The 16,479-nt window shown below is 69.6% G+C and carries 14 protein-coding genes; 11 read left to right on the forward strand and 3 right to left on the reverse strand.

All coding sequences use genetic code 11. From position 1 onward, the window contains the following. Nucleotides 1–105 precede the first annotated feature (105 nt). Nucleotides 106–636: a MarR family winged helix-turn-helix transcriptional regulator gene (locus tag BTE28158_RS08195; RefSeq protein ID WP_151052491.1), complete on the forward strand. Its 531-nt coding sequence runs from the start codon at nt 106–108 to the stop codon at nt 634–636. 134 nt (nt 637–770) lie between these two features. On the opposite strand, the gene BTE28158_RS08200 is transcribed toward BTE28158_RS08195, so the two are convergent. The 3 genes from BTE28158_RS08200 to BTE28158_RS08210 all read right to left on the reverse strand — a co-directional run bounded on the left by BTE28158_RS08200 (nt 771) and on the right by BTE28158_RS08210 (nt 5,758). Continuing rightward, nucleotides 771–1,475 carry a glutathione S-transferase N-terminal domain-containing protein gene (locus tag BTE28158_RS08200; protein WP_059606798.1) on the reverse strand — a complete coding sequence of 235 codons (705 nt, stop codon included), beginning with the start codon at nt 1,473–1,475 and terminating at the stop codon, nt 771–773. Between the two features lie 215 nt (nt 1,476–1,690). After that, nucleotides 1,691–2,815, reverse strand: a complete 1,125-nt coding sequence (locus BTE28158_RS08205) for a porin (RefSeq protein ID WP_151052489.1) — start codon at nt 2,813–2,815, stop codon at nt 1,691–1,693. Between the two features lie 249 nt (nt 2,816–3,064). Further along, nucleotides 3,065–5,758 (reverse strand): winged helix-turn-helix domain-containing protein, encoded by a 2,694-nt coding sequence (locus tag BTE28158_RS08210; RefSeq protein ID WP_174919799.1) that lies wholly within the window; start codon nt 5,756–5,758, stop codon nt 3,065–3,067. Nucleotides 5,759–6,011: 253 nt separating this feature from the next. On the opposite strand from BTE28158_RS08210, the gene BTE28158_RS08215 reads away from it, so the two are divergent. From BTE28158_RS08215 to BTE28158_RS08260, 10 genes are all read left to right on the forward strand, one after another. Next, nucleotides 6,012–6,908 carry a universal stress protein gene (locus tag BTE28158_RS08215; protein ID WP_151048891.1) on the forward strand — a complete coding sequence of 299 codons (897 nt, stop codon included), beginning with the start codon at nt 6,012–6,014 and terminating at the stop codon, nt 6,906–6,908. A gap of 33 nt (nt 6,909–6,941) precedes the next feature. Further along, a complete protein-coding gene (locus BTE28158_RS08220) occupies nt 6,942–7,922 on the forward strand; it encodes a quinone oxidoreductase family protein (protein WP_151048890.1) in 981 nt (326 codons plus the stop codon). 10 nt (nt 7,923–7,932) lie between these two features. Continuing rightward, nucleotides 7,933–8,781 (forward strand): TauD/TfdA dioxygenase family protein, encoded by an 849-nt coding sequence (locus BTE28158_RS08225; RefSeq protein WP_151048889.1) that lies wholly within the window; start codon nt 7,933–7,935, stop codon nt 8,779–8,781. Nucleotides 8,782–8,900: 119 nt separating this feature from the next. After that, complete coding sequence (locus BTE28158_RS08230) at nt 8,901–9,956, forward strand: beta-keto acid cleavage family enzyme (RefSeq protein WP_059606809.1); 1,056 nt, start codon at nt 8,901–8,903, stop codon at nt 9,954–9,956. A 156-nt stretch (nt 9,957–10,112) separates the two neighbouring features. Then, nucleotides 10,113–11,441, forward strand: a complete 1,329-nt coding sequence (locus tag BTE28158_RS08235; protein ID WP_124902425.1) for an MFS transporter — start codon at nt 10,113–10,115, stop codon at nt 11,439–11,441. 22 nt (nt 11,442–11,463) lie between these two features. Further along, nucleotides 11,464–12,039 carry an RBBP9/YdeN family alpha/beta hydrolase gene (locus BTE28158_RS08240; RefSeq protein WP_124626230.1) on the forward strand — a complete coding sequence of 192 codons (576 nt, stop codon included), beginning with the start codon at nt 11,464–11,466 and terminating at the stop codon, nt 12,037–12,039. A gap of 262 nt (nt 12,040–12,301) precedes the next feature. Next, nucleotides 12,302–13,468 carry an ABC transporter substrate-binding protein gene (locus BTE28158_RS08245; RefSeq protein WP_059606816.1) on the forward strand — a complete coding sequence of 389 codons (1,167 nt, stop codon included), beginning with the start codon at nt 12,302–12,304 and terminating at the stop codon, nt 13,466–13,468. 49 nt (nt 13,469–13,517) lie between these two features. Beyond that, entirely contained in the window at nt 13,518–14,597 is a 1,080-nt protein-coding gene (locus BTE28158_RS08250) for an ABC transporter ATP-binding protein (protein WP_124902424.1), read from the forward strand. Between the two features lie 46 nt (nt 14,598–14,643). Beyond that, a complete protein-coding gene (locus tag BTE28158_RS08255) occupies nt 14,644–15,516 on the forward strand; it encodes an ABC transporter permease (protein WP_059606956.1) in 873 nt (290 codons plus the stop codon). After that, a complete protein-coding gene (locus BTE28158_RS08260; protein ID WP_059606820.1) occupies nt 15,516–16,439 on the forward strand; it encodes an ABC transporter permease in 924 nt (307 codons plus the stop codon). Before BTE28158_RS08255 ends, BTE28158_RS08260 begins: the two co-directional genes overlap by 1 nt. Nucleotides 16,440–16,479: the final 40 nt, after the last annotated feature.

The raw sequence follows: 16,479 nt of genomic DNA on the forward strand, positions 1-16,479 counted from the left end.
ACACCTCCGTCAGAGGGCCGCGCGTTTTCATGTAAAGTATCTCGATATCAAGATAAATGCGGATTTATCTCGACGTCAAGATAACTGGTGAGCCGAGGAGGGTTAATGGATCGAGCCGCGCATGCGCTCGCGCAATGGCGCATCGAGCGTCCGGATCTGGATGCGTCGTCGATGCTCGTGATGGGACGGCTGCAGGAGGCCGCGCTGGTGGTCGCACGCGACGGCCTCAATCCGTTGTTCGCGCGCTACGGGATGCAGCCGGGCGAATTCGACGTGCTGGCGACGCTGCGGCGCAGCGGCGCGCCGTTCGCGCTGACGCCGACTGCGCTGTACGACGCGCTGATGATGTCGTCGGGCGGGATGACCGCGCGCATCGACCGGCTGCAGAAGGCCGGTTGGGTCGAGCGCCGGCCGAACCCGGCCGACGGTCGCGGCACGCTCGTCGCGCTGACCGACGCCGGCCGCGCGCTGATCGACGATGCGGTGGTCGCGCACGTCGACAATCAGCGCGCGATGCTGGCCGCGCTGTCGGAGGCGGAGCAGGCACAACTTTCGGCGTTGCTGGAAAAGCTGCTGGCGGGATTGGGGGAAGGGGCGTCGGCGTCGGCGTCGGCGTCGGCGTCGGCCAAAAAATAGCGCCGCCGAATCGTCACGTCGAATGAACGCAGCGGGCGGAAAACGAAAACACCGAAAGGAAGCGGAAGAATCGCCCGCCGCGCGATGCGGCGGGCCACGCAGAGCGCGTCCGCAGGGTGCGCCCGCTGCGCGGCTCAGCCGCGTGCCGGGATGTTGAGCCCGCGCGCGACGGCCGGACGCGCGACGAACGCATCGAGCGCCCGCGCGACATGCTTGAATTCGGCGAAGCCGACCAGGTCGCCCGCTTCGTAGAAGCCGACGAGGTTACGCACCCACGGGAAGATCGCGATGTCGGCGATCGTGTACGTGTCGCCCATCATCCACTTGCGGTTCGCGAGATGCGCGTCGAGCACGGCGAGCAGACGCTTCGATTCGGCGACGTAGCGGTCGCGCGGACGCTTGTCTTCGTAATCGCGGCCCGCGAACTTGTGGAAGAAGCCCACCTGCCCGAACATCGGGCCGATGCCGCCCATCTGGAACATCACCCACTGGATCGTCTCGTACCGGCCCGCGGGATCCTTCGGGATCAACTGGCCCGTCTTGTCCGCGAGATAGATCAGGATCGCGCCGGATTCGAACAGCGGCAGCGGCCGGCCGTCGGGGCCGTTCGGATCGATGATCGCGGGGATCTTGTTGTTCGGGTTCAGCGACAGGAATTCGGGCGACAGCTGGTCGTCGGTGTCGAAGCGCACGAGGTGCGGCTCGTACGGCAGGCCGGTTTCCTCGAGCATGATCGACACCTTGACGCCGTTCGGCGTCGGCAGCGAATACAGCTGCAGACGGTCGGGATGCTGGGCAGGCCATTTCTTCGTGATCGGGAAGGCGGACAGATCGGGCATGGAGGTTCGCTCGTCAATGTGGAGGATCCGCGCTCCGCCGTCCTGCCGCGCATCGCTTACCGCCCGTGCCACCGCGGCAGCAACGGGACGAGCACTTCGACAGGCGGGCGGGGCGCGCCGAAAACGCCCACTGTAGCCGATCCCCGCGATCGCTGCAGACGGCGGCCGCGAGCCGTGCCCGGGCGCCGCCGCACGCGCATCGCGTCGCCGCGTCGTCAGAAGTTGTGCCGCAGCCCGAGCATCGCGGCGGTCGTGCCGACCCCGGGAGCGACCGGCTGCCCGTACACGAGCATCTGGTCCATCGTGCCGCGGTTGTTCACGTGGCCGACCTGCGCATACACCATCGTCCGCTTCGACAGGCTGTAGTCGGCCGTGAGCACGACGGCCGTCGACCGGTTCTCGGCGCGGTTGCGGTCCTTCAGGTAGTACAAGGCCGAGGCGACCTGCAGCGCGGGCGTGAAGCGATAGCCGATGCCGGCCGACAGCATGTCGAGGTTCACCTTGTCCGCATGCGACGGATTCCGGCCGTTGCCGTACGACGCCGACACCGAGAAATCGCGGATCGTGTATCTCGCGCCGAAGTAGACGAAGCGGTTGTTGTCGACGCCGGTCGGCGCGACACCCGGCGCCGGATTCGTGTCGTGGCCGTTGTAGTACACGGCCGACGCATTGAGCCCGTCGTTCGAATACCGCAGCACGACCGACTCGCGCGTGCCGCCCTGGAACTGCCCGGCGACGCCGCCGGGCGCGTATTCGAGCGCGATCGATGCGCCCGCGAACGTCGGCGACTGATAGACGAGCGCGTTGCTGTCGTACAGCGCGCCGATCGCGCCGTTGGTGCTCGTCCCGGGCCAGCCGGCCGCGGTGTTCAGGCCGAGCCACGCGGTCAGCACGCTGCCGAAGAACTGCGCGTTGCGCACGTCGGTGTCGGCCATCGCGTAGATCATCGGCACGATCTGGCGGCCGGCCGTGAATGTGCCGAACGGCCCCGACACGCCGAGCGACGCAACCTGGTTGAAGATCGCGGTGGCGCCCGGCGTGTCGCTCAGCTGCATCCTGCCGGTGCCGCTGTCGAACGAACCCTGCAGCTTGAAGTTGACCTTGTAGCCGCCGCCCAGGTCCTCGCTGCCCTTGATGCCCCAGAAGCTCGAATAGATGCCGCCGTCCTTCATGCGGAACACCTTGCCGGTGTTCGGCGCATTCGGGCTGAACGACGCGGCCGACGTGCTCTGGTACAGCAGGCCCGTGTCGACCACGCCGTACAGCGTGACGGAGGATTGCGCATGCGCGAGCGCCGAACAGCCGGCAAGCGCCGCGAGCGCGGCCAGTTTCGTCTTCATCGAAGTCTCCAGGATCGTAATGGACCGCACGGGATCGAGCCCGGGCGGGTGAAGCGGGGGAAGCATCGAGGCAGGCGGGAAGGCGCATGATGCGACGCCGGTGCGAGCCGTGCGGAAAGGTTACGCAACGGCGCGCGGCCGCTCCCCCCCATGCGCGGGGGGCAGGGTTGCGGAGAATCGAAGGGCGGCCGGCAGCGAGGCTGCTGTCAACGGCAGGGCCAGGCCGCTACAGAGGTGGTCAGGCGGAGTTCAAGGCGCGCTTTCGAGCAATCCGAGCACCAGCGCGCGGCGCACCGCGTGCTTGCGCGAACTGGCGTCGAGCTTGCCGAACAGGTTCTTCAGGTGCCACTTCACGGTTTCCTCGCCGACGGCGAGCGCCACCGCGATCTCCTTGTTCGAGAGGTTGCGCGCGAGCAGTTCGAGAATCGCGCGCTCCTTGGGCGTCAGCACGACGCTCGGCACCGCGCGCGGGCTTGCCGGGCCGCGCGGCGCGGGCGGCACGATGCGCGGCTGCGGCTGCGCGGGCCGCACGGGCCCGTCGCCGGCGGGCGCCTCGTCGCCGATGCGGCGCGCCCAGTCGGCGACGGCCGGATGCAAGTCGGCGAGCGTGCGCGTGAGGCCGAACATGTCCGCGAGGTTCATCGCCTCGTCGAGCAGCGCCCGGCCGCCGTGCCCGGACTGGTCGAGCGCGAACGCGCTGAGCGCCATGATCTCGATGCGCTCGCGTCCCATGCTCATCTCGCGCGCCAGCACGGCGGCTTCGTCGAGCGCCGCGCACGCATCGTCCCAGCGGCGCGCGGCCAGCGCGGCGCCCGCGTGCGCCGTCGCCTGCAGCAGCACGACGGGGCGCCGCCACAGCGGCCCGTGCGACGGAAACTCGGCCGCGGCGATCGCGTCGATGCGCTCGACGAGCGCATGGCAGGTCGCCTCGCGATAGCGCGCCGCGTGAATGCGCACCTGCTCGGCGAGACTCGCGACCGACAGGCGTGGCAGCCGGCGCGCGACACCCATCGCATCGAGCGCCTCGAGCAGGTCGATCGCGCGATGCTCGACGCCGCGCAGCAGCGCGATGCGCGCGGCGGTGCGATAGCCGAGCAGCACGGTATCGGGCGTGCCCGTGTGTTCGAGCACGTCGAGCCGGTTCGCGAGCAGCGCGGCGGCCTGGTCGACGCGGTCGGCCTCGTACGCGATCGCCGCGCACATCGCCGCGAGCATGCAGGTCAGCGGATGGCGGCGCCCGAGATCGGCTTCCGCGCGCGCCAGCGCCGGCGACAGTGCATCGTCCGCGAGCCGGATCTGGCCTTCGCGCAGGTAGCTCAGGCCCGTGATCAGCTCGCCCCAGCGCGCGACGTAGCCGAACCCGGCCGCCGTCTCGCCGCGCGGCGCGGCCTGCTGGAAGCGGCGCGCCTGCGCCGGTTCGCCGACGATGATCGCGCGCGCCGACAGCCGGTTCGCGTGCATCTGCGCGAGCCACGTCGCCGCCGGCGGCGTGAAGTCGGCCCACGGTTCGAACAGTTCGACGAAGCGATCGATTTCATCGGCGTAATACGCGGCCGCGCTGAGGATCAGCGCGCATTCGTAGCGCATCGCGGCCGGCGTGCCGGGGTCGGCCAGGATGCCCGCGATCTGGCGCTGCGCCTCGACATGGCGCTCGCCGAGCGCCAGTGCCCAGGCGACCGCGATCCGCAGCGTCGGGCGCTTGTCGAGTTCCGCGTCGGGCAGCAGCGCGAGCCAGTCGAGCACGTCGTTGATGCGGCCCTGCTTGATCGCGTCCTCGAGGCAGCGCTGCGCAAGCGCGTATGCCGTGTCGAACTGGCCAGCCGCATACGCGTGGCGCGCGGCTTCCTCCGTCATCCCGTGCGCGTCGAGCCACGCGGCCGCGCGTGCGTGCAGCGCGCTGCGCTCGGCGTCCGGCCTCGCCGCGAGGCGGTCGCGCAACGTATCGCGCACGAGCGGATGCAGCCGGCACCAGTCGGAATCGTCCGACGCGATGAACAGCGGCGTGTCGCGCGCGAGCCGCGCGAGCCGGTCGGGGGCGTCTGCGTCGTCGAGCAGCGCGGCGCACAGCGACGGATGCAGGCGGTCGGCGACGCTCGTGCGCGTGAGGAACGCGGTGTCGTCGGCCGACAAATTCGCGAGCAGCAGCTCGACGAGCCGGTCGCGGGTGCCGTCCATCCGTGCGGCAAGCGCGTCGACGGCCTGTCGCGGATCGGCCGAGCGAGCCATCGCGGCCATCGCGAGCTGCAGCCCGAGCGGCCAGCCGTCGACGCGTTCGAACAGGCGCGCGCACGCGTCGGCGTCGACCCGCTGCGCAAAGCGCGCGCCGACCAGCGCGATCGTCTCGTCGAGCGTGAAGCGCAGCCAGTCGGGGCCCGCGAGCGTGCATTGCCCGCCGGCGAGCAGGTCGCCGGCCGCGTGATCGAGCCCGCGCCGGGCCGCGACGACCACCCGCAGGTTCTGCGGCGCGTTGTGCAGCACATAGGTCAGCGCGTCGAGGCCGGCGGGTGGCAGCCGCTCCGCGTCGTCGACGATCAGCAGCGCGTCGATCGACAGTTGCGCGACTTCGGCCAGCCACGCGGTCAGCCCCTCCAGCGCGCGGGCGGCACCGTCCGGAATCAGGCGCCCGAAGCCGGGCCGCGCGCAACCGGTGCGCACCGCCTGCACGAGCCCCTGCAGCAGGCGCGGTGCGTCGTCGCGCTCGTCGGCGGACAGCCACACGACGGCGCGGCCCAGCGCAAGGGATTCGCGGCGCCATTGGGCGAGCAGCGAGGTCTTGCCGTAGCCGGCCGGCGCCTGCACGAGCGTGACGGGCCGCGCGTCGAACGCCGGCGCGGCAAGGCTCAGCCGCGCACGCGCGAGCAACTGCGCCGGCACGCGCGGCGCGGTCGTCTTCAGCACGAGTTCGGTGGGGGGCGCGTCGGCGCGATCGGGTGGGTGGGCCATCGGGGCAGGAGTGGGAATCCGGCGATGCCGTGCGGGCCAGCGTCCGGGGTGGGCGTGGGGGAAGGATCGACCGAACCGCGTTCGCGCGTCAATCCCCCCCGCGACGAGTGGGGCCGCACCGCCGTCCGGTCGATAGCATGGGTTCCGATGCGTGACGAACGCAACCGACGAATGCAACGAGGAGGGACCATGAACATCGTATCGACCGGCGCGCGACGCAGCGCACCGAGCGCCGGATAAGCGGAGCGGCACGATGTATCGCCATCTGCTCGTGACGGTCGACGGCGTGCCCGGCGGCATCGATGCGATCGGCCATGCGCTCGAACTGGCGCGTGCGGTCGGTGCGCGAGTCACGTTCGTGCTGTCCGCCGCCGCGCCGGACTCGCGTTTATCCGGAGCGCGGATGCCGGAACACGGTGCGAAAGTGGAAGCCGCCGCACGGGCGCAGGGCCTGTCCCATGCGATCGCGGCTGCCGGCGACACCTCACCCGCCACGCTCGCCGGCGAGCTCGGCTGCGACCTGATCGGCGTCGCGGCGCTGCCGCATGATTATGACGCCGCCGCAGCCGCGCAACGGCGGGTGCTGCTGGCGACGAGCGGCGTACCGGTGCTCGTGTGCCCGGCGCGGCGTGCGCCGGCCGAGGCACGCGTGATGGCTCGCTGTCTCGCGGCGCATCGCGCGCTCGGCGAGCGGCTGCAGGCACTGACGATGGCGAGCGAGGACCCGGACGTGGTCAGGCAGCCGACCGCCGACGCGCACGGCCCGCTGGCGGCGCTGGCATCCCTCGCGGCGCTGCAGAACGCGCGCTTCGGCGCGTCCGCAGAAGCACGACTGTTCGCGGCATTGCGCATGCGGGCGGAGAGCACCGCGGCCGAACTCGACGAGCTCGACCGCCAGCGGCGCCGCGATGCGCACGCACTCGACGCGCTGGCGCGGCTCGCCGCCGACGGGTTGCCGTCGGCCGCGTTCGATGCCGCGCTCGCCGACTACGCGCGCGGCGCGTTCGAGCAGATGGGCCGCATGGAAGGCGTGATTTTCCCGGCCGCGCGGCGCTACCTGGGCGACGCCGACTGGAACGAACTGGACACGCCCCCGGCGAGCGGCGCAGCCGCGACGAGGCCGGGCGCGGACGAACCCGACGATGCGTGACGCGCATCCGACTGAATACTTACGGAGAACAAGATGGCACATGCAGTGCGATTCCACGAAACCGGCGGCCCCGACGTGCTGCGCTGGGAAGCGGTCGAAGTCGGCGAGCCGGGCGCCGGGCAGGTTCGCCTGCGGCACGAGGCCGTCGGCCTGAATTTCGCCGACACGTATTTCCGCAGCGGCCTGTACCCGGTTCCGCTGCCGGCGGGCATCGGCGTCGAGGCGGCCGGTGTTGTCGAGGCCGTCGGCCCCGGCTTGACGAACGTCGCCGTCGGCGATCGCGTGACCTACACGGGCTTCCTCAACACGCTCGGCGCGTACAGCACCGAACGGCTGATTCCGGCCGCGCCCCTCGTGAAGCTGCCCGCCGGCATCGCATGCGAAACGGCCGCCGCGATGACGATGCGCGGGCTGACGTCGGCCTACCTGCTGCGCCGCATCCACGCGTTCGCGCCGGGCGACACGATCCTGCTGCATGCGGCCGCGGGCGGCGTCGGGCTGATCGTGTCGCAATGGGCGAAGCTGCTCGGGCTCACGGTGATCGGCACCGTGTCGAGCGAACACAAGGCCGCGGTTGCCCGCGCACACGGCTGCGACCACACGATCGACTACAGCCGCGAGGACGTCGCGAAACGCGTGCGCGAACTGACGGACGGCGTCGGCGTCGACGTCGTGTTCGACAGCGTCGGCCGCGACACCTTCGAAGGCTCGCTCGATTCGCTGAAGCGGCGCGGGCTGATGGTCTGCGTCGGCACCGCGTCCGGCCCGATCCCGCCGTTCGACCCGCAGCGCCTCGCGATGAAGGGCTCTCTGTACCTGACGCGTCCGGCGCTGGCCGACTACATTGCCGATCCGGCCGAGAAGAACGACCTGGCCGGCGAACTGTTCGCGCACGTCGCGGCCGGCCGCATCAAGATCGAGATCAACCAGCGCTATGCGCTGCAGGACGCCGCGCAGGCGCACCGCGATCTCGAATCACGCAAGACGACCGGTTCGTCGGTGTTCATCGTCTGAGGAGACGCGCATGCGAGTCGAACCCCTGACCTGCGCGATCGGCGCGGAACTGCTGGACGTGAGCCTGGCCGACGCCGTGCACGACGACGGCCTGTTCGCCGAGATCCGCGCGCAGCTGCTGCGTCATCGCGTGCTGTTCCTGCGCGACCAGGACATCACGCGCGCCGAGCACGTCGCGTTCGCGCGGCGTTTCGGCGAGCTCGAGGATCATCCGGTCGCCGGCAGCGATCCCGAGCACCCGGGGCTCGTGCGGATCTACAAGTCGCCCGACCAGCCGAACGACCGCTACGAGAATGCGTGGCACAGCGATGCGAGCTGGCGCGTGGCGCCGCCGCTCGGCTGCGTGCTGCGTTGCGTCGAGGGTCCGCCGGTTGGCGGCGACACGATGTGGGCGAACATGGTGCTCGCGTACGAGCGCCTGCCGGAGTACGTGAAGCAGCAGATCGACGACTTGCGCGCGCGCCACAGCATCGAGGCGAGCTTCGGCGCGGCGATGCCGATCGACAAGCGCCTCGCGCTGAAGGCGCAGTACCCGGACGCCGAGCATCCGGTCGTGCGCACGCATCCCGAAACCGGCGAGAAGGTGCTGTACGTGAACGCGTTCACGACGCACTTCACGAACTTCCACACACCCGCTCGCGTGCGTGTCGGGCAGGACGCGAATCCCGGCGCTGGCCACCTGCTGCAGTACCTGATCAGCCAGGCCTATATCCCCGAATACCAGGTGCGCTGGCGCTGGAAGAAGAACAGCGTCGCGATCTGGGACAACCGCAGCACGCAGCATTACGCGGTGATGGACTACCCGCCGTGCGTGCGCAGGATGGAGCGCGCGGGCATCGTCGGCGACGTGCCGTTCTGAGCGCGCCCGCACCGTAACCGATCCGCAACGACGCAACAACGCGCCGGGCCGCCCGCCCGGCGCGAGGGGATACGCACGCCCGTACACCCCGAACACAACGATTCCATCTGGAGGACGACATGCAATTTCTCGACGATTCGCTGCACCCGGAAAACCAGGACAAGGTAGTCATCACGGTCGCGCCGTACGGCCCCGAATGGATGCCCGCGGACTTTCCGGAAGACATTCCGGTGACGATGGACGAGCACGTGCAGAAAGCCGTCGACTGCTACAACGCGGGCGCGACGGTGCTGCACCTGCACGTGCGCGAGCTCGACGGCAAGGGCAGCAAGCGGCTGTCGAAATTCAACGAGCTGCTCGGCCGGCTGCGCGAGGCGGTGCCCGACATGATCCTGCAGGTCGGCGGCTCGATCTCGTTCGCGCCGGAAGGCGACGGCGCGGAAGCGAAATGGCTGTCCGACGACACGCGCCACATGCTCGCCGAGCTGACGCCGAAGCCCGACCAGGTGACGGTCGCGATCAACACCGTGCAGATGAACATCACCGAGCTGATGAACCGCAAGGACATCGCCGGCACGTCGCTGAACGAAGCCGCGTTGTGGGACGCGTACCGCGAGATGACCGTGCCGGCCGGCCCCGGCTGGGTCGACGAGCACCTGCGCCGGCTGCAGGCGGCCGGCATCCAGCCGCATTTCCAGCTCACCGGCATGCACGCGCTGGAAACGCTCGAACGGATCATCCGCCGCGGCGTCTATCGCGGCCCGCTGAACGTCACGTGGGTCGGCATCGGTGGCGGTTTCGACGGCCCGAACCCGTACAACTTCATGGAATTCGTGCGGCGCTGCCCGGACGGCGCGTGCATCACGCTCGAATCGCTGATGAAGAACGTGCTGCCGATCAACACGGTCGCGATGGCGCTGGGGCTGCATCCGCGCTGCGGGATCGAGGACACGATCATCGACCAGAAGGGCAACCGGATGACGTCGGTGCAGCAGGTCGAGCAGTGCGTGCGGATCGCGCGCGAACTCGGCCGCGACATCGCGACCGGCAAGGAGGCGAAGGCGATCTACCGGATCGGCGTGCAGTACGACGGCGTCGACGAGACGCTCGCGCAGCTCGGGATGGCGCCGAACCGCCGGCCGGGCCAGGTGAACGTGCCGCTGCGCGCGGCCTGACGCACCGCGCATCCGGGTGGCGCGCCAGCGCCGCCCGCCGATCGATGTGGCGCGGCACCCATCCTCGCGCGGTGCGCGAGGCAAGCTCCGACGAACGGGGCGGGGCCGCGCAAGCCGCGCCGGCGCATTGCCGCACCGGTGCCGGAGGAGACACGCATGCTGATTCATCACGTCGAGCCGTCGCTGCAGGACGTGGCGGCCACCGGGCGGCGCGCGCCGGCCTATGCCTGGCTCGTGTTCGGGCTGACCGTCGGTCTGCTGCTGTCGGACTACATGTCGCGGCAGGTGCTCAATGCCGTGTTTCCGCTGCTGAAGCACGCGTGGGGACTGTCGGACACGCAGCTCGGTTCGCTGTCCGGCGTCGTCGCGCTGCTCGTCGGGCTGTTGACGTTTCCGCTGTCGGTACTCGCCGACCGCTTCGGCCGCGTACGCAGCATCGTGCTGATGGCCGCGCTGTGGAGCGTCGCGACGCTCGGATGCGCGCTGTCGACCAACTACGCCGAAATGCTCGTGGCGCGCGGGCTCGTCGGCCTCGGCGAAGCCGCGTACGGCAGCGTCGGCGTCGCGCTGATCCTCAGCATCTTTCCGGCGCGCCTGCGCGCGACGCTGACCGGCGCGTTCATGGCCGGCGGCGCGTTCGGCTCCGTGTTCGGGATGGCGCTCGGCGGCCTCGTCGGCGCGCATCTCGGCTGGCGCTGGTCGTTCGGCGTGATGGCGGCGCTCGGCATCGTGCTGCTCGTCGCGTATCGCTGCGTCGTGACCGAACGGCGGCTCGCCGCTTATCGCATCGAACCGTGCCGGCGCGACGCCAGCGCGCCGCGCGACCTGCGCGGCAGCATGCGCGCGCTGATGTCGGGGTTGTTCGCATCCCGTTCGGTGATCTGCGCGTATGTCGGCAGCGGGCTGCACCTGTTCGTGCCCGGCGCGCTGTTCGCCTGGTTGCCGAGCTACCTGAACCGCTATTACGCGATGGCGCCGGACCGCGCCGCCGTGCTTGCGGCCGGCTTCGTGCTGCTGTCGGGCGTCGGGATGGTCGGCTGCGGGATCGTCACCGACCGCGTCGGCAAGACCGAAGGCAAGCGCAAGTGGCTGACCGCGATCGCGTATTGCGTGCTGACGGGAGTGTGCCTCGCGGTCGCGTTCCGGCTGCCGCCCGGGCCGCTGCAACTCGCACTGATCTGCGCGGGCATGCTGGTCGGCGCGGGTGCGTCGGGCGCATCGGGCGCGATGGTCGCGAACCTCACGCCGGCCGCGATCCACGCATCGGCGTTCGCAACGCTCACGCTCGCCAACAACCTGCTCGGCATGGCGCCGGGCCCGCTGCTGACGGGGTGGGTCGCCGATCGCACCGGCCTCGTCGGCGCATTGCAATGGATTCCCGCCGTGCCGCTCGCGGCCGCCGTGCTGTTCGCGATCGGACGCGCGAGCTACGCGGCCGATATCGCGCGCGTCGAACGCGAACGGCGCGCGTCACACCTTTCCTGAACCGAACCCTCCCGGAGGCAGCATGACCCTGGCGACCGCGCCCACCATCCTGATCGTGCCCGGCTTGCGCGATCACGTCGAAGATCATTGGCAGACGCATCTGCAACGGCGCCTGCCGAACGCTCGCGCCGTCGCGCCGCTCGAAGCCGACAAGCTGAGCCGCGCCGCGCGCGTCGCGGCGCTCGATGCGGCTTTGGCCGCGATCGACGGCCCCGTGATCCTCGTCGCGCACAGCGCGGGTGTCATGATCGCCGTACATTGGGCGCTGCAGGCCACGCGTGCCATCGATGGCGCGCTGCTCGCCGCGCCGGCCGATCTCGATACGCCGATGCCCGCAGGCTATCCGACACCGGATGCGCTCGACGCGCACGGCTGGACGCCGGTGCCGACCCGGCCGCTGCCGTTTCCGAGCATCGTGGCCGCGAGCCGCAACGATCCGCTCGCGCGATTCGAACGAACGCAGGCGCTGGCGGCGGGATGGGGCAGCCGGCTCGTCGATCTCGGCGAAGTCGGACACCTGAACCCGGCGTCCGGGTACGGCGAGTGGCGGGATGCGGAGCGGCTGATCGGGGAGGTGATCGCGCTCCGTGCGGCCTGAGCGCCGCCTGCAACGCGCCGCGCACGATTTCACACCGGCGCGTCCGTCGGAACCGATTTCGGTTCAGCGTCCGTTGATATACGACGTCCTAACATGCTACCTATCCGTCGCATCGGCCAATAAACAAATCCTCAACAAACGGAAGGTCTTTGTTAGGGAAATTCCCGCCCCGCGCGGGTCGGTTTTTTGTTGACCGACATCGTATAACGCCGTCATGATTTCCCGAAAGAACGGTCCCATCCACCGACCGAAGCGAGGAGACATGAACACCACCACGATCGCGCGCCGTGTCCGCCGGATCGCCCTGGCGCTGGGCCTGACGCTGTCGGCCGCGGCCGCCGTCGCGGCTCCCGTATCGCTGAATGTCGTCGACGTCGCGGGCAACCTGCAGCTCACGCAGAAGGCCATCGAGGCGTTCAAGGAGAAGAACCCGAATCTCGTCTCGAACGTGACGTTCACGAACGCGCCCGCGCCGCAGTTGCCGGGCAAGATCAAGGCGATGCAGGCGGCGGGACGCGCCGACATCGACCTCGTGCTGACGGGCACCGACGCGCTGGCCGCCGGCATCGAGCAGAACCTGTGGCTGAAGCTGCTGCCCGACAACGCGGGCGCGTTTCCCGGCGTGCTCGACAGATACGCGCCCGGCCCGCGCAAGATGCAGGACCTCGCGCAGGGCTTCGGTCTCGAAGTGACCTACATGCCGGCCGGCCCGCTGCTCGAATACAACCCGGCCAAGGTCAGCGATCCGCCGAAGACGCCTGACCAGCTGCTCGCGTGGTGCAAGGCGCATCCGAACAAGCTGATCTACGCGCGCCCGGCGAACTCGGGCCCCGGCCGCACCTTCCTGATGGGGCTGCCGTACGTGCTCGGCGACAAGAACCCGCAGGACCCGATCAATGGCTGGGACAAGACCTGGGCGTTCCTGAAGCAGCTCAACGACTGCGTGCCGTACTACCCGGGCGGCACGTCGGCCGTGATGAAGGAGCTCGGCGAAGGCACGCGCGACATGACGGTGACCGTCACCGGCTGGGACCTCAACCCGCGCGCGCTCGGCATCGTGCCGGCCGAGTTCAGGATCCAGGCATTCGACAACATGACGTGGGTCAACGATGCGCACTTCATGGTGATTCCGAAGGGCGTGGCGAAGGACAAGCTCGACGTGCTGTTCAAGCTGATGAACTTCCTGCTCGAACCGGCGCAGCAGGCGATGACCTACGACGACGGCTACTTCTATCCGGGCCCGGCGGTGAAGGGTGTGACGCTCGAGATGGCGCCCGCGCACAGCCAGGAGGTGATCAGGAAGTTCGGCCGCCCCGAATACGCGAAGCTGCTCGCGGATCGTCCGCACGTGCAGCCGCTCAACGCGCAGGCGATGGTCGCCGCGTTCCAGAAGTGGGACCGCGAGATCGGTTCGCAGAAGTCGAAATGACGCATGAACCCGCGGGCGCCGCGGCGCCCGCGCCGACGGAGTTCGCGTAATGAAGCACAGTTTCGAACGGTTGCGGCTCGACGGCGTGTGCCGCAGCTTCACAAATGCGGAGGGCGCGCAGGTCGCCGCACTGAACGGGCTCGATCTCGACATCAGGCGCGGCGAGTTCATCGCGCTGCTCGGCCCGTCGGGCTGCGGCAAGTCGACCGCGCTGAACTGCATCGCCGGGCTGCAGCCGCTCACGAGCGGCGGCATCTGGCTCGACGACACGCGCATCGACGTGTTGCCGCCCGAGCGCCGCGGCTTCGGCATGGTGTTCCAGAACTACGCGCTGTTTCCGCACATGTCGGTGCTCGAGAACGTCGGCTTCGGGCTGAAGATGCGCGGCGTGCCGAAGCAGGAAGCGCGGCGGCGCGCGCAGCAGGCACTCGAACTCGTGCAACTCGTCGGCCACGAGGGCAAGCTGCCCGGGCAGCTGTCGGGCGGGCAGCAGCAGCGCGTCGCGATCGCGCGCGCGATCGTCATCGAGCCGCCGCTCGTGCTGATGGACGAGCCGCTGTCGAACCTCGACACGAAGCTGCGCATCGAGATGCGTGCCGAGATCCGCCGCATCCACACGCAGCTCGAACGCGCGACGATCTACGTGACGCACGACCAGGACGAAGCGCTGTCGATGGCCGACCGGATCGTCGTGATGAAGGAGGGCGTCGTGCAGCAGGTGGCGTCGCCGAAAGACGTGTACACGCGCCCGCACAACCTGCACGTCGCACGCTTCATGGGCTATCGCAACGTGCTGCCGTTCACGCTCGAAGGGATGGCCGGCGACTACGTGAACGTCACCGCGGCCGGCGTGCGCATCACGGGTGTGCCGATGGCCGGTTTCGACGGCAAGGACGTCGTGGTCGCGCTGCGCCCCGACGACATCGAGCGTGCGGAAGAGGGCGCCGACAACGCATTCGACGCGACCGTCGAAACGGTCGAATACGGCGGCCGCGACTCACTCATCCGCGTGATCACGCCGTTCGGCCCGATCTGGGCGCGGGTCGCCGGCGAATTCGCCGAGGGCGAGCGGTTGCGGTTGCGCGTGGCGCCGGCGCGCACGCTCGTCTATGCGGGAGACGCGCCATGAACGGCCGCTGCGCCGCGTGCACGGCAGCGCGCTGCCCGGAGGCCGCATGAGCACGCTCGCGACAGGCGGCGCGCCGCGTGACGCGAAGGCGTGGCTCGTCACGCCGGCGATCGCGTTCATCGTCGCGCTGTTCATCTATCCGTTCGCGTACGGCCTCGTGTTGTCGTTCCAGCCGATGAACGGCGGCGGCGCGCTCGCAAACTACGTGCAGTTCTTCACCGACACCGCGATGTGGCCGACCGTGCTCGTCACGCTGAAGCTCGCGGTGCCGGCGACGCTGATCAACGTCGGCATCTCGGTGCCCGTCGCGTTTGCGCTGCGCCGCAACTCGCCGTACCAGAAGCTCGTCACGACGCTGCTCGTGATTCCGGTCACGCTCGGCACGGTGCTCGTCGCCGACGGGATGCTCACGTATTTCGGACCGAACGGCTGGTTTCCGCAGGCGCTTCAGGGGCTGCACCTGTACACGGACGAAGTGCGCCTCACGCACAATTATTGGGGCGTCCTGCTGTCGCTGATCGTGTCGGGCTTTCCGTTCGCGTTCCTGCTGATGCTGTCGTACATCAGCGGCATCGACCCGACGCTCGCGCGCGCCGCGGCCACGCTCGGCGCGAACCCGTGGCAGCAGTTCCGGCGGATCTACCTGCCGCTGCTCGTGCCGGGGCTGACGATGGCCGCGTGCCTGTCGTTCGTGCAGGCGTTCTCGGTATTCCCGTCGGCCGTGCTCCTCGGCGCGCCGGCCGGGCCGACGCGCGTGATCTCGATCGCGGCCGCCGAAGCCGCGTTCGAGAGCTACGACTATTCGCTCGCATCGGCGATCGCGATCGTGATGGGCTTCGTGCAGTTGCTGGTGGTCGCGTCGATGCTCGGCGCGCGCCGCTTCTTCTATACCGGTCCGGTCACGGGGGGCAAGGGCTGATGGCGACCGACAATCATGCGGCGCCGGCGTGGCCGCCGAAGCATAGCCCGCCCGGCGCGCAGCCCGTCAACGCGATGAAGCCGCGGAAACTACGCGACAGCCTCGCCGGCCGCGCGTGGAAGGCGCTCGTATGGGGGCTGATGGCATTCTTCCTGCTGAACGTGATGCTGCTGATCGCGACCGTCGCGGTGAACTCGGTCGCGACACGCTGGTTCGGCACGCCGCTGCCGCAGGGCTTCACGCTGCACTGGTATGCGAAGGCGTGGGAAGACTTCCAGCTCGCCAGCGTGCTGTGGGTGACCGTCGAAGTCGTCGGCGCGGTCGTGCTGCTGTCGGTCGCGCTCGGCGTGCCGGCCGCCTACGCGCTCGCGCGCGTGCAGTTTCGCGGCAAGCGCTTCGCGCTGCTGGTGTTCCTGCTGCCGCTGATGGTGCCGCCCGTCACGTACGGGATCCCGATGGCGACCGTGATGTACAAGGTCGGGCTCGCGGGCACGCTGCCAGGCGTGATCCTCGCGAACCTCGTGCCGGCGCTGCCGTTCGTGATCCTCGTGATGACGCCGTTCATCGAGCAGATCGATCCGAATCTCGAAGCCGCCGCGCGCATCTTCGGCGCGAACACGTGGCGCTATTTCCGCTACGTTCTGCTGCCGCTGCTGGTGCCCGGCATGCTCGCGGCGGGGCTGCTCGTGCTGGTTCGCACGATCGGGATGTTCGAGCTGACCTTCTTCACCGCGGGCCCCAGCACGCAGACGCTCGTCGTCGCGCTGTATTACGCGGTGTTCTCGACGGGCGTGCGCGCGCCGCAGTCGATCGACGCGATGGCGATGATCTACATGGCCATCACGCTCGTGTGGGTCGTGATCGCGCTGCAGTTCGTGAGCCCGACGCAGCTCGTGAGTCGCGTGAAGCAGGAGCGGCAGTAGGCGCGCACGAAAACGGCGGGACAGCGGGGCGTTCGCACCG

This window comes from Burkholderia diffusa (assembly GCF_902499115.1).
Classification (GTDB): Bacteria; Pseudomonadota; Gammaproteobacteria; order Burkholderiales; family Burkholderiaceae; genus Burkholderia; species Burkholderia diffusa.

What these genes read in the sequence shown, in the direction of transcription:
- BTE28158_RS08220 (WP_151048890.1), top strand. Translation starts at nt 6,942, where the DNA reads ATGGCACATGCAGTGCGATTCCACGAAACCGGCGGCCCCGACGTGCTG.
- BTE28158_RS08200 (WP_059606798.1), bottom strand. Translation starts at nt 1,475, where the DNA reads ATGCCCGATCTGTCCGCCTTCCCGATCACGAAGAAATGGCCTGCCCAG.
- BTE28158_RS08255 (WP_059606956.1), top strand. Translation starts at nt 14,644, where the DNA reads ATGAGCACGCTCGCGACAGGCGGCGCGCCGCGTGACGCGAAGGCGTGG.
- BTE28158_RS08240 (WP_124626230.1), top strand. Translation starts at nt 11,464, where the DNA reads ATGACCCTGGCGACCGCGCCCACCATCCTGATCGTGCCCGGCTTGCGC.
- BTE28158_RS08235 (WP_124902425.1), top strand. Translation starts at nt 10,113, where the DNA reads ATGCTGATTCATCACGTCGAGCCGTCGCTGCAGGACGTGGCGGCCACC.
- BTE28158_RS08210 (WP_174919799.1), bottom strand. Translation starts at nt 5,758, where the DNA reads ATGGCCCACCCACCCGATCGCGCCGACGCGCCCCCCACCGAACTCGTG.
- BTE28158_RS08205 (WP_151052489.1), bottom strand. Translation starts at nt 2,815, where the DNA reads ATGAAGACGAAACTGGCCGCGCTCGCGGCGCTTGCCGGCTGTTCGGCG.
- BTE28158_RS08230 (WP_059606809.1), top strand. Translation starts at nt 8,901, where the DNA reads ATGCAATTTCTCGACGATTCGCTGCACCCGGAAAACCAGGACAAGGTA.
- BTE28158_RS08225 (WP_151048889.1), top strand. Translation starts at nt 7,933, where the DNA reads ATGCGAGTCGAACCCCTGACCTGCGCGATCGGCGCGGAACTGCTGGAC.
- BTE28158_RS08245 (WP_059606816.1), top strand. Translation starts at nt 12,302, where the DNA reads ATGAACACCACCACGATCGCGCGCCGTGTCCGCCGGATCGCCCTGGCG.
- BTE28158_RS08250 (WP_124902424.1), top strand. Translation starts at nt 13,518, where the DNA reads ATGAAGCACAGTTTCGAACGGTTGCGGCTCGACGGCGTGTGCCGCAGC.
- BTE28158_RS08260 (WP_059606820.1), top strand. Translation starts at nt 15,516, where the DNA reads ATGGCGACCGACAATCATGCGGCGCCGGCGTGGCCGCCGAAGCATAGC.
- BTE28158_RS08195 (WP_151052491.1), top strand. Translation starts at nt 106, where the DNA reads ATGGATCGAGCCGCGCATGCGCTCGCGCAATGGCGCATCGAGCGTCCG.
- BTE28158_RS08215 (WP_151048891.1), top strand. Translation starts at nt 6,012, where the DNA reads ATGTATCGCCATCTGCTCGTGACGGTCGACGGCGTGCCCGGCGGCATC.